Origin of the sequence: Streptomyces triticagri, from assembly GCF_003429565.1 — a bacterium.
Lineage (GTDB): Bacteria > Actinomycetota > Actinomycetes > Streptomycetales > Streptomycetaceae > Streptomyces > Streptomyces triticagri.
This window is the reverse complement of the sequence record NZ_QUAK01000042.1, coordinates 1-11,735: the sequence shown is the minus strand read 5'-3', so window position 1 is coordinate 11,735 and position 11,735 is coordinate 1. Positions and strand designations below refer to the sequence as shown.

Below are 11,735 nucleotides of genomic sequence, written 5' to 3'. Positions count from 1 at the left end.
CACCCCACACCGCCGGAGGAATCGCATGACCCCCACCGTCCCGACCCGCAAGCTCGGCACCACCGGCCCCCGCGTCTCCGCGCTCGGCCTCGGCTGCATGGGCATGTCCGCCCTGTACGGCGCCGCCGACCGCACCGAATCCCTGGCCACCATCCACGCCGCACTCGACGCCGGCGTCACCCTGCTCGACACCGGCGACTTCTACGGCATGGGGCACAACGAGCTGCTGATCGGCGAAGCCCTCCGCAGCGCCCCCACCGCAGTCCGCGAAAACGCCCTGACCAGCGTCAAGTTCGGCGCCCTGCGCGACCCCGACGGCGGTTGGAGCGGCTCCGACGGCCGCCCGGAAGCCGTGCGGAACTTCGCCGCCTACAGCCTGCAGCGCCTCGGCGTCGACCACATCGACGTCTACCGCCTCGCCCGCCTCGACCCGGACGTCCCCGTCGAGGAGACCGTCGGCGCCATCGCCGACCTCGTCGAGAAGGGACACGTCCGGCACATCGGCCTCTCCGAGGTCGGCGCGGACACTGTGCGCCGCGCCGCCGCCACCGCTCCCATCAGCGACCTGCAGATCGAGTACTCACTGATGTCCCGCGGCATCGAGGCCGAGATCCTGCCCACCACCCGCGAGCTCGGCATCGGCATCACCGCGTACGGCGTCCTCTCCCGCGGTCTCATCTCCGGCCACTTCAGCCTCGACCGCGAGCTCTCGCCCGGCGACTTCCGCTCCGTGAGCCCCCGCTTCCAGGGCGACAACCTCCGGCACAACCTGGACCTCGTCGAGCGACTGCGCAAGATCGCCGAACAGAAGGGCGCGACCGTCGCCCAGATCGCGATCGCCTGGGTGCTCGGCGGCGGCGCACAGCCCGGCGACGACATCGTGCCGCTGGTCGGCGCCCGCACCCGGGAGCGTCTGGCCGAGTCGCTCGGCGCACTCGACGTCACCCTGGATGCCGCCGACCTCGCCGCCATCGAGGCGGCCGTCCCCGCGGACTCGGCAGCCGGCGACCGCTACCCCGCGGCCCAGATGGCACACCTGGACAGCGAGCACTGATCTGCGCCCGGTACGGTCACTGCCATGCCACCGCCCAGCGAACCCCTGACCCCCGAGCGCATCCTCGCCGCGACCGAGGAGGTGCTGCGCCGGCACGGCGCCGCGAAGGCCAACGTGGTCGACGTGGCGCGGGCGCTCGGGGTCAGCCACGGCTCGGTGTACCGGCACTTCGCCACCAAGGCCGAGCTGCGCGGGGCGGTCACCAAGCGCTGGCTGGACCGGACGACCGCGCTGCTCGCCGACGTCGTCGCCGGCTCCGAGGCACCCACCGCCAAACTGCGGCACTGGCTCTCGGCGCTCTTCGACGCCAAACGGCACAAGGCGGGCGACGACCCCGAGCTGTTCGCCACGTACACCGTGCTCACCACCGAGCAGGGCGGAGTGGTCGACGCACACATCGATGAGCTGATCGGTCAGCTGACCGTCATTCTCCAGGAGGGCGTGGCGCAGGGCGAGTTCGCGATCGAGGATCTGCCGGTGACAGCCCGCGCCCTCTTCGAGGCGACCGCCCATTTCCACGACCCGGTGCACGCTCCCGAGTGGTCACGACCCGACGCGCAGGGAGCCTTCGAGGCCGTGGTCGCCCTGGTCACCCGCGGTATCGCGGCCCGCCCCGCCTGATCGGTCCACCGGCTCGCACACGGCCGCATCCCGCACGGCCGCCTCCCGCACGGCCGGCTCCGTGAACGACGCGGTGAACGGGCGGCCGTCGAGCGTCCAGTGCGAGTCCGCGGTCCTGCCGAGCGAGGCGAACACCTGGGCCGCCACGTCCTCGTGCCGTATGCCGTCGACCCGCACGCCCGCCGGGACGTCCGGCCCCGCGCAGGCCACCCAGGCCGTGGTCTCCAGCGCGGTACGCCCGCCGTGCCCGCCCTCGTCGCGGTGGCCGTGGTCGGTCACCACGATCACCGTCCAGGCCTCTTCGGCGTACGAGGGCCGGGAGCGCACCGCTTCCAGGAGCCGGCCGAGACGTGCGTCGGCCCGGGCCACCGACCGGTGGTACTCCGCACCGCAGCCGAGCACATGGCCGGTCTCGTCCACCGCGCCGAGATAGACGAACGACGCCACCGGATCGCCGCCGGCCAGCACCTGCACCGCATCGGCGGTGACCTGCTCGTCCGCCGCCTCCCAGGCCTCGACGGTGTCCGCGGCGGCCGCGCAGTGGCTGATCCGGGACGGCTCGCGGAACAGCGGACCGCCGTTCGCGACGGTGAGCAGCGGCTGCCAGCCGGCCGCCACATAGGTGGACCGGCCGTCCTGCAGATTCAACCGGGTGGTGAAGTCGGGGAAGACGGCGAGACGGTTCCCCGTCAGGTCGTTGCCCCAGACCGCGTGCTTGTCCACCCGGACGCCGGTCACGATCGTCGCCCAGCAGGGACCCGACATCGTGGGCGTGCCCGGCGCGATGTCGACCGGGGCGAGGAAGCCCGCCGTCACCACCGAGTCCAGCTGCGGTGTGGGCACCCCGGCCAGCGTGTCCAGGCGGACCCCGTCGATCCCGACGACGAGGACGCGGCGCTCCCGGGCGGGCACGTCCGGGCGGTCGTGGGCAGTGGACATGTCGGATCCTCCAGGGGTGTCAGGCCGAGTGCTGCAGTGCTTGTGGGTCCACACGGTGACGGAACGTCAACCCCTGTGCGTACCGCCCCAGTTCATCCGCCGTCGCATCGGCGAGACGGTGCAGTTCACCGCCGATCGACCCGGCCAGATGCGGGGTCAGCAGGACGTTCGGCAGGTCGAAGAGCGGTGAGTCGGCGGGCAGTACCTCCGGCTCGGTGTGGTCGAGGACGGCGTGCAGCCGCCCCGTCCTGACCTCCTTGGTCAGCGCCTCGGTGTCGACGAGGGAACCCCGCGCGGTATTGATCAGCGTGGCGCCGTCGGGCATCAGGGACAGCCGCGCCGCATCGAACATCCGCCGGGTGGCCGGGAGTTCGGGTGCGTGCAGCGACACCACGTCGCTGCGTGAGACGAGCGCGTCGAGGCCGGCCTGCTCCACCCCGAGCTCCCGTGCCTCCCGTTCACTCAGATACGGATCGTGCACCAGGACCCGTACGTCGAAGGGCCGCAGGAGCTCCACCACCCGGCGCCCGATCCGGGACGCACCGACCAGGCCCACCGTACGGCGGTAGTTGCCGACCGAGGGGAAGCGCTCGAGGAGGTTCACCCGCTGTCGGGACTGCCGGTAGGCGTACGCGCCGTCGAGCACCCGCTTGTTGGCGAACAGGATCGCCGCCACCGTGTACTCGGCGACCGGCAGGGCGTTCGCGGCCGCGGCCGTGCTGACCTGGACACCCCGCTCCCAACAGGCGTCCGTGATGTGGTGCTTGACGCTGCCGGCCGAGTGCACGACGGCCCGCAGCCGCGGCATCCGGCTGAGCGCGGCCCGGTCGATCCGCGGACACCCCCAGCCGGTGACGAGCACCTCGGTCTCGGCGAGCATCCTGCCGAGCACCGGATCGGGCGCAACGAAGTCGGTGACGAGCACCTCGGTGTCGATCCGAGCGAGCCGGGCGATCCGCGCCAGGGCCTCCCCGCCGAAGATCGCGTCCCGGGTCTCCCGGCTCATCGCCAGCACCGCGCGGGGCCGGGCGGCGGTGGCATGCGGCGTCTGGGTCACTTGACGGCTCCCGCGGTGAGTCCGGAGCGCCAGAAGCGCTGCAGGCAGAGGAAGGCCACGATCAGCGGGACGACGGAGACGAGCGAGCCGACGATGACCAGGGTGTAGTACTCGGGCTGCTGCTGGACGCTCTGGTACCAGGTGTACAGACCGAGGGTGACCGGATACAGCTTCTCGTCATTGAGCATCATCAGAGAGCTGTAGAAGCTGTTCCAGGCGGCGGTGAAGGTGAACAGGAAGATCGTCACGAAGCCGGGCGCCAGCATCGGCAGCGAGACCCGCGCGAAGATCCGCACCTCGCCCGCACCGTCCATCCGGGCGGCCTCCAGGGCCTCGCCCGGTACGTACCCCTCCGAGAACACCCGGGCCAGATAGACCGCGAACGGATTGACCAGACTCGGGATCAGGACGGCCCAGTACGTGTTGACCAGGCCGAGCTCGGACGCCATCAGATACAGCGGCAGCGCGAGCACCGTGGACGGCACCAGGATGCCCACCAGGACGACCCCGAACAGCTTCTCCTTGCCCGGGAAGTCGTACTTGTCGAAGGCGTATCCGCAGGCCACCGAGATCAGGGTGGTGAGGAACGCGCCGGCCACCGTGTAGAGCAGGGTGTTCGCCATCCAGCGCAGGAAGATGCCGTCGTTGCGGGTGAAGAGGTCGCCGAGGTTGGTGAAGAAGTGGAAGGCGCCGAGGCCGAACGGGTCGGTGGCGAACAGGTCTTCCTGGTTCTTCGTCGACGCGATGAGCAGCCAGGTCAGCGGCATCAGGGTGTAGAGGGCGAAGACCACGAGCACGGCGTTGACCACCGGCTTCGCGGTCGGTCTCGGGCGGGGGCGGCGGGCGTTCGGCGGCTTCGGCGCGGGATGCGCGGCCCGCGGCGGCGGTACGGCCCCCTCGACGGGCGCGGGGAGCGGGGTGGTCCGGGTGCTCATGACTGCCTCCACCGGTTGCCGAGCTTGGTGACGACGAAGGAGAGGGCTCCCGCGACGAGGGCGAGCAGCAGGGAGGCCGCGGCCGCGAGGCCGTAGTCGTACCCCTTGAACGCGGCGTTGTAGATGAACATCGTCGGCGACCACTCCTCCGACATCCCGTCCGCCCGCAGCTGCACGATCTTCGGCGAGTCGAAGAGCTGGACGGCACCGACGCAGGTGAACAGCAGGGTCAGGACGACCGTCGAGCTGATCATCGGGATCTTGATACGCAGGGCCGTGCGCAGTTCACCGGCGCCGTCGACCCGGGCGGCCTCCAGGGTCTCGCGCGGGACGGCCTGCAGCGCGGCATAGAAAATGATCATGTTGTAGCCGATCCACTGCCAGGCCGAGATGTTGACGATCGAGAGGAGCGTCTCGTCGGAGCCGAGGAAGTCCCAGTGCAGACCGAGCCCTTGGAGGGCGTCGGTGACCGGGCTCAGGCCCGGGGTGTACAGATAGAGCCAGATCAGCGAGGCGATGATCGCGGGCACCGCGTGCGGCAGGAAGTAGGCGATCTGGAAGAACCGCTTCGCCCGGGCGAGCGCGGAGTCCACACAGAGCGCAAGGGCCAGCGCACCGCCGATCATCACGGGGATGTAGATCGCGCAGTAGACCGCGATGTTCCCGAAGGAATGCAGGAACGCCGGGTCGGTGAGCGCCTTGGTGTAGTTGCCGATTCCGGCGAACGCCCGCTCCGCGCCGCCGAATCCGAGCCCCGAGGCCCGCTTCTCGTACAGGCTCATACAGCCGGCGTACGCGACCGGCGCGACGGTGGCCGCGGCGAACAGGACGAAGAACGGCACCATGAACAAGGCCGCGGCGCCGTGCTGTTGGCGCCGGGCCCCGGAGAGGGTCCTGGCACCCGTGGACTTCCGGGACCGGAGTGAGGGTGAGACCACGCGCGGACTCCTTCGGGTCGGGCGGTACGGGGGAGCGTCGGGCGACGAGCAGGAAGCCGGGCCGGGGCGGGGCGCGGTGTCCGCAGCCCGGCCCCGGCTCGGATCAGTCCGCCAGCTTCAGGCCGCGGTCCCGCACGGCCTTCTCCGCCCTGGACTGGCCCGCGGTCAGCGCCTTGGACTGGGCGGCGCCGGTGGTCATCTGGGCGCTGGTGACCTGCTGGTGGACCGGGCCCCAGGTCCAGCCGGGGACGATGGTGTCGGCGGCCGCACCGGACAGCTCGTACACGTCCTGGCCGTCCCAGTACGAGCCGTCGAACTCCCTGGCCGCCACCTTGCGCATGTTCTCGTTCGCCGGGAGCGCGCTGCTCGGGTCCTTCTGTGCGCCGAGCCGTGCCTTCATCGACGCGGGGTCGGTGGTGGCCCAGCGGATGAACTCCGCCGCCGCCCCTGCCCTGGCGTCCGACTCCTGCTTGGGGGCGATGAACGCGGTGCCGCCGTACATGCCGGTGGCGGGCTTTCCGTCCCAGCTGGGCAGCGGGGCGATGCCCCACTTGCCCTTCAGCTTGGGATAGCTGGGGCCGAAGGCGGCCGCGCTCCAGGAGGCGCCGATCACGGTGGCGACCTTGCCCGTGGCGCGCTCCTTGTTCTCGCCCTCGCCCCACAGCGGGGTCTTCGAGGCGAGGCCGTCGGCGAGCAGTCCGTCCCAGTACTTCGCGACCTTCCGGGACGCGGCGCTGTCGATGTCGACCTTCCAGGCGTCGCCCTTCGTGCCGTACCAGCGGGCGCCGGCCTGCCAGGCGAGTCCGGCGAGCAGGGCCGGGTCGCCCCCGCCGAAGTTGGTGATACGGACGTCCGGGTCGGCCTTGGTGATCTTCTCGGCCGCCTTGCGGTAGTCGTCCCAGGTCTTCGGGACCTCGACGTCGAACTTCTTGAACAGGTCCTTGCGGTAGAAGAGTTGAATGGGCGTCACGTCGAAGGGGACGGCCCAGGTGCGGCCTCCCAGGTTGACGAGCGAGCCGATCGACGAGGGGAAGTCCTTCTGCACGCTGTCGCCCGCGACCTCGGTCAGATCGGTGAGGTTCCCGTCGCTGGCGAACTCGGGCAGCTGCGAGTAGTCCATGGTGGCCACGTCCGGGGCGTTGTTGCCCTTGACCGCGTTGGTCAGCTTGGCGACGCCGTCCGGTCCGGCCGGGACCAGGGAGAACTTCACCTTGATGTTCGTATGGGTCTTGTTGAACGCCTCGACCGTCTCCTTGGCCCCGGCGGTCGCCGACCAGTAGGTGAGAGTGACCGGCTCGCCCTCGGAGCCCGCCGCCGCGGGATCGTCGCCGCCGCCTCCGCAGGCCGTGGCCAGCACGGCCAGGGCGGCGACGGATGCGGTGAGGGCGAGGGTGCGGGAGGTACGGGCAGTACGGGAGGTGCGGGAAGTACGCGGCATGGCACGGCTCCTACGGGACCTCGGTCTGCGCGGGGCAGGTCGGGAGAGGTGGATGAACGCGGCCATCCTTTGCGCCAAATCGATCGCGGTCAAGAGCGAACGACCAACTCAATCAAAACGATCGCTCGGCAAGGTGCTGATCCGCCGCATCCCGGATGCGGTCCTCCATCACCGAAGGCCCTCGGCTCAGCGCCTCGGTCCAGTGCCTCGACTCAGCGCTCCGACTGCTCCGACTGCTCCGCGCCGCACGATGCGCGGACCCTCAACTCCGGGAGCAGATCGGTGTGTTGACGCGCCCCGGCGCGCTCCTCGACCAGCCCGGCCAGCAGGATCTCGGCCGCCTTCGCGCCCACCGCCCGGGTCGCCGGCGCCACCGCCGTGAGCGGCAGGTCCGACAGCGAGGCGACCTCGTCCAGGTACGCCACCACCGCCAGGTCCTCCGGTACGCGCACACCGCGCGCCTGCAGCCTGGGCACCAGCACGATCGCGTCGGCGTCGCTGTGCACCAACACCGCCGTGACGCCGTCCTGTTCGACCACCTCGCAGAGATAGTCCAGGGTGCGGTCGAAGCGGTCCGCCTCGCCCGCGGACGGCTCCGAGTCCAGCGGCGACGCCGGCGCGCGGTCCAGGCCGAGCGTCGCCACCGCCGACTCGAACCCGAGCCGCAGATCGCGACCGGTCGGCGACTCCTGGATGGCCAGGGCGACCTTCCGGTGTCCAAGGGAGGCGAGATGGCGTACCGCGTCCGCAGCCCCGTGGCCGTGGTCGGAACGCACCCGGTCCAGGGCGTCCGCCGGATGGCCGGGCGGTGCCCAGCGCTCCACGAGGACCGTCGGCACCGGGACGTCCGCCACCCAGCCCCCCTCGTCGTCGAGCGCCGCGCCCGTCTCCCAGTTCGGCGTGAGGAGCAGCCCGTCGATGCCCGCCGAGACCAGTCGCTCGACCTGCGCCGCGTCCTCGTCCGGCAGGTACTGCGAGATGCCGATGGCCAGGCGGGCCCCCTGCGCCTCGACGGCCTCCCGGGCGCCGCGCACCACATCGGCGTAGTAGTAGTGCGTGGTCGGTACGACCATCCCGACCACCAGGCCGTCGGCGGACCGCGGTGCCCGGCCGGCCGCCGGTGCGGGCCGGTCGCCCGGCCAGATCACGGCTCCGTGCATGCGGCGCACCCGGCCCTGGGAGGCGAGCGCCTCCACGTCGCGGCGGAGTGTGACCGCGGAGACGCCGAGGGCCTCCGCCAGCTCGGCGACGCGCACACTGCCGCGCTGCCGGACGAGTTCGAGCAACTGCTCGTGCCTCTGGTCCACATGGACTCGCATGCCGCTCCCGGTTCCGTCGTGCGTCGTCGAGTCCGGCACGCAGCGGGGGCGCGACCGGGTCAGGACACTGTCCCGATCACCCTATCGATCGCATACGATCAAAACGATCCCCTCGGCCGGAATCGTCAGCCCCGTCCGGTCTCCGCGCCGCCCTCCGCCGCCTCCGAGAGGCGTGCCGCGGCCTCCCGCTGACGAGCGGTCGAACCACGCAGAAAGCGCGTGATCGTCTCCAGCTCCTCCGTGCTGAACTCCTCGTACAGGGCGTGCACTTCACGTGCCCAGTCGTCGAAGAGCGGGGCGACCTCGGCGAGCTTCTCCGGCCGGAACTCGATCAGCACCCGCCGCTTGTCCGTCGGGTGCTTCACCCGGCGGACGTACCCCTTGGCCTCCAGGCGGTCGACCAGGCCGGTCACCGACGCGGGCCGCAGCCCGGTGCGCTCGGCCAGCTCCTTCGCGGTGAGCGCCCCGAGCCGTTCAAGGAGTTCGAGGGTCTTCGTCTCGGAGGCGCCGAGGCCCTGCAGGGATGCGACGGCGGTATGGAACATCACGGACACCGTGCTGCTCTCCCGGCCCGCCGCGGTCAGCTCCTCGATGGCCTTCTCGCGTCGTCCGCTGTCACTGGTCATGGGCCGAGGCTAGCAAGAATTTCGTTTGCTCGAACTAAGTACTTGTGATCATGCCGGACCGCGTGCAATTGTTTCGTTAGATCGAACGAAATAAATTGCAGCGACAGCGCGATCGACAGCACCAGCACCAGCACCAGCGACCGCATCGACAACAGCCACGGGAGACGAGATGTCCGCGACCACCACCACCCCACCGCCGGGCGGCACCGCAGCCGCCGCCCCGTATCCACGCCGCTGGGCGGCGGCAGCCGTGATGATGGTCGCGGCCCTCATGGACCTGCTCGACGTCACCATCGTCAATGTCGCGATCCCGTCCATCGGCCGCGACCTCGGCGCCTCCGAAACCGCCCTGCAATGGCTGGTGTCGGCCTATCTCCTCGGCTTCGCCGCCACGCTCATCGTGGCCGGACACCTCGGCGACCGGTACGGACGCAAGGTGCTCTTCCTGATCGGCACCGCCGGCTTCGGCCTCGCCAGCCTGGCCTGCGGCGTCGCCCAGAGCCCCGGCCAGCTGATCGCCGCCCGCGCCGTGCAGGGCGTCGCCGCGGCCCTGCTCATGCCACAGGTGCTCGGCTCCTTCCGCACGCTCTTCCACGGCAAGGAGCGCGGCGCGGCCTTCGGGATGTACGGCGCCGTGGCCGGCTTCGCCTCCGCGATCGGGCTGCTGCTCGGCGGAGTGCTCACCGACGCGGACCTCTTCGGCCTCGGCTGGCGCTCGGTCTTCCTGGTCAATGTGCCGGTCGCGATGGCCACCTTCGCGGCGGCCCTGGTCGTCGTACCGGCCACGCGGGAGCGCGGCGCGGGACGGCCGGACGTGATCGGCAGCCTGGTGCTCGCCGGTTCGCTCGTCGCGATCGTGCTGCCGCTGGTCCAGGGCCACGCGAACGGCTGGCCGGTGTGGGGTTGGCTCTGCCTCGCCGCCGGAGTGCTCGGACTCGCGGGGCTCGGGCTGTTCGAGGCGCACCGGCGCGGCGCCCGCACCGTGCCGCTGCTCCCGGCCAGGGCCTTCCGGCTGCCGGCCTTCTCGGTGGGAGTGCTCGTCCAACTCCTGTTCTCCGTCGGCATGCAGGGCTTCTTCCTGGTCTTCGCGATCTGGCTGCAGGGCGGGCAGGGGTACACGCCGATGCAGGCCGGCGTGCTCACCGTCGCCTTCTCCGTCGGAGGGTTCCTCACCGCGCCAATCGCCGATGTGCTCGCCGTGCGGTTCGGCCGGCTGGTCCTGGTGGCCGGATCGCTGATGATGGCGGGCGGTTTCGGCTGGGTGTGGTCGGCCGTGGACGCCGCGGCCGAGGTGCACACCGGCGCCTGGTCACTGGCCCCCGGACTGCTGATCGCCGGCGCCGGCCTCGGCTTCCTGGTGGTCCCGCTGGTCAATGTCGTCCTGTCCGCCGTGCCGGCCGACATCGCCGGGGGAGCGTCCGGGATCTTCTCCACGGCGCAGCAGTTCGGCGGCGCGCTCGGGGCAGCGGTGATCGGCACGGTCTTCTTCGAGCACGCCCCGGACGGCCTGACCGATGCACTCGGCGCCGCGATGCCCTGGGTGATCGCCGGATTCGCCGTCTGCGCGCTGCTCTGCCTCGCGCTGCCGCGTACCGCGATCGCCGCGCACGAGGAGTGACGGCGGGCGAGCGGGCACGGCGGTCAGCCCCGGTGCCGGGACACCGTGTGCAGCAGGCGGCGGCGGAGCGGTTCGTCAGGGAGCTGCTCCGCCGCCGCGCGCGCCGTCGCATGCGCATGGCCGCCCGGGTCCTCGATGCTCAGCAGCCGCAACACCGCGTCCGCCGCCCGTGGATCCCCGCGCAGCGCCAGCCCGTGGGCCGCCTCCGCGGCGGTCGCCGGATCGGCATCGGCCCGCCGGGCGGCCAGCGCGGCCCGTACGCCGGGACCGTCGCCGCCGAGCCGGCCGAGCGCGGTGACCGACCACTCCCGTACCTCGGAGTCCGGGTCGGCGGACAGCCGTACCAGCGCGGCGATCGCCGGCTCCTCGGCGCCGCCCGGCAGTTGCTCGTGCAGCGCGAAGGCCACCGCCCGCCGGACCGCGGCATCCGGATGGCCCGCGTGCCGCAGTACGTCGTGGACCGCGGCGGGCCCGCCCCGACCGGCGAGGGCGAGCACCAGGGAGCGCACCAGTTCCGTACGGGCGTCCCGTCCGGGGCCCGTCAGGGGGACCACACCGGTATGGGGGACCACACCGGCATGGACGCCCGCCTCCTGGTCCTCGTCGCCGCCGCCCGTACCGCCGTCCGAGCCCGGCTCCTGCGCGAGTTCACGCAGCAGAGGCAGCACGCGAGGGCCGAAGGAGTCGTCGAGGCCGCCGAGCACCTCCACCGCGAACACCCGCCGCCACGGGTCGGGGGAGCGGCTCAGCGCGGCGGCCGCACGGTAAGTGATCTCGTCGTTCCTGCCGCGCAGCGCGGCCACCGACTCCGTCCAGTTCTCGTTCTCCGGATCCAGGAACGGCAGTGCGCGGTCGAGGAGTTCACCGAAGGGCGAGCGGATGCCGAGCTCCCGCTCGAGCAGCGTCGCGATCGCCCCGTGCCCGGTCTCGAGCTCCGCGCCGCCGGCCGGCCCGTCCGCGCGCACCGTCTCCGCCACCACGACCACGCCCGAACCCTCCGGCAGGACGTACGACACCACCGGCCCGCCCAGCGCACCGACCTGCTCCCGCAGACGCTCCGCCACTTCGGCGGCCGGCCACCGCCGCGCCTCGTCCAGCGCCTCCCGCTGCCCGGACGCCCCGTGTCGCAGCAGGGCGCGCACCGTCGCCACCGAGCCGCGCCGGGCCGCGGCGACCAGCGGCAGCACGCC

Annotated in this window: 10 protein-coding genes and 1 pseudogene; 3 read left to right on the top strand and 8 right to left on the bottom strand. The window is 71.8% G+C overall.

Annotated features, from left to right (window positions below; all coding sequences use genetic code 11):
* Positions 1-25: 25 nt before the first annotated feature.
* On the top strand, positions 26-1,054 hold the full coding sequence (locus DY218_RS08460) for an aldo/keto reductase (protein ID WP_128555301.1): 1,029 nt from the start codon (positions 26-28) through the stop codon (positions 1,052-1,054).
* Between the two features lie 24 nt (positions 1,055-1,078).
* Positions 1,079-1,675: a TetR family transcriptional regulator gene (locus tag DY218_RS08455; protein WP_128555300.1), complete on the top strand. Its 597-nt coding sequence runs from the start codon at positions 1,079-1,081 to the stop codon at positions 1,673-1,675.
* An 81-nt stretch (positions 1,676-1,756) separates the two neighbouring features.
* Here DY218_RS08455 and DY218_RS08450 read toward each other — a convergent pair.
* The 7 genes and pseudogenes from DY218_RS08450 to DY218_RS08420 all read right to left on the bottom strand — a co-directional run.
* Positions 1,757-2,614: pseudogene (locus DY218_RS08450) on the bottom strand (alkaline phosphatase family protein); the annotation flags it as partial.
* A gap of 19 nt (positions 2,615-2,633) precedes the next feature.
* Complete coding sequence (locus tag DY218_RS08445) at positions 2,634-3,620, bottom strand: hydroxyacid dehydrogenase (protein WP_128555322.1); 987 nt, start codon at positions 3,618-3,620, stop codon at positions 2,634-2,636.
* A gap of 47 nt (positions 3,621-3,667) precedes the next feature.
* Positions 3,668-4,606 carry a carbohydrate ABC transporter permease gene (locus DY218_RS08440; protein WP_128555298.1) on the bottom strand — a complete coding sequence of 313 codons (939 nt, stop codon included), beginning with the start codon at positions 4,604-4,606 and terminating at the stop codon, positions 3,668-3,670.
* Positions 4,603-5,451, bottom strand: a complete 849-nt coding sequence (locus DY218_RS08435; RefSeq protein WP_128555321.1) for a carbohydrate ABC transporter permease — start codon at positions 5,449-5,451, stop codon at positions 4,603-4,605. Before DY218_RS08435 ends, DY218_RS08440 begins: the two co-directional genes overlap by 4 nt.
* Positions 5,452-5,647: 196 nt before the next feature.
* Positions 5,648-6,982 carry an ABC transporter substrate-binding protein gene (locus tag DY218_RS08430; protein ID WP_128555297.1) on the bottom strand — a complete coding sequence of 445 codons (1,335 nt, stop codon included), beginning with the start codon at positions 6,980-6,982 and terminating at the stop codon, positions 5,648-5,650.
* Positions 6,983-7,194: 212 nt separating this feature from the next.
* Positions 7,195-8,301, bottom strand: a complete 1,107-nt coding sequence (locus DY218_RS08425) for a LacI family DNA-binding transcriptional regulator (RefSeq protein WP_128555296.1) — start codon at positions 8,299-8,301, stop codon at positions 7,195-7,197.
* 125 nt (positions 8,302-8,426) lie between these two features.
* Positions 8,427-8,927, bottom strand: coding sequence for a MarR family winged helix-turn-helix transcriptional regulator (locus DY218_RS08420; protein ID WP_128555295.1), 501 nt, complete (start codon positions 8,925-8,927; stop codon positions 8,427-8,429).
* 169 nt (positions 8,928-9,096) lie between these two features.
* Between DY218_RS08420 and DY218_RS08415 the strand changes: the two genes are divergently transcribed.
* Entirely contained in the window at positions 9,097-10,545 is a 1,449-nt protein-coding gene (locus tag DY218_RS08415) for an MFS transporter (protein WP_128555294.1), read from the top strand.
* Positions 10,546-10,568: 23 nt separating this feature from the next.
* On the opposite strand, the gene DY218_RS08410 is transcribed toward DY218_RS08415, so the two are convergent.
* Positions 10,569-11,735: HEAT repeat domain-containing protein (locus DY218_RS08410; RefSeq protein WP_128555293.1), on the bottom strand; the 1,167-nt coding region annotated here is incomplete at its 5' end.

Coding starts and splice junctions, on each gene's coding strand:
- DY218_RS08460 (WP_128555301.1), top strand. CDS start 26: ATGACCCCCACCGTCCCGACCCGCAAGCTCGGCACCACCGGCCCCCGC.
- DY218_RS08455 (WP_128555300.1), top strand. CDS start 1,079: ATGCCACCGCCCAGCGAACCCCTGACCCCCGAGCGCATCCTCGCCGCG.
- DY218_RS08445 (WP_128555322.1), bottom strand. CDS start 3,620: ATGAGCCGGGAGACCCGGGACGCGATCTTCGGCGGGGAGGCCCTGGCG.
- DY218_RS08440 (WP_128555298.1), bottom strand. CDS start 4,606: ATGAGCACCCGGACCACCCCGCTCCCCGCGCCCGTCGAGGGGGCCGTA.
- DY218_RS08435 (WP_128555321.1), bottom strand. CDS start 5,451: ATGGTGCCGTTCTTCGTCCTGTTCGCCGCGGCCACCGTCGCGCCGGTC.
- DY218_RS08430 (WP_128555297.1), bottom strand. CDS start 6,982: ATGCCGCGTACTTCCCGCACCTCCCGTACTGCCCGTACCTCCCGCACC.
- DY218_RS08425 (WP_128555296.1), bottom strand. CDS start 8,301: ATGCGAGTCCATGTGGACCAGAGGCACGAGCAGTTGCTCGAACTCGTC.
- DY218_RS08420 (WP_128555295.1), bottom strand. CDS start 8,927: ATGACCAGTGACAGCGGACGACGCGAGAAGGCCATCGAGGAGCTGACC.
- DY218_RS08415 (WP_128555294.1), top strand. CDS start 9,097: ATGTCCGCGACCACCACCACCCCACCGCCGGGCGGCACCGCAGCCGCC.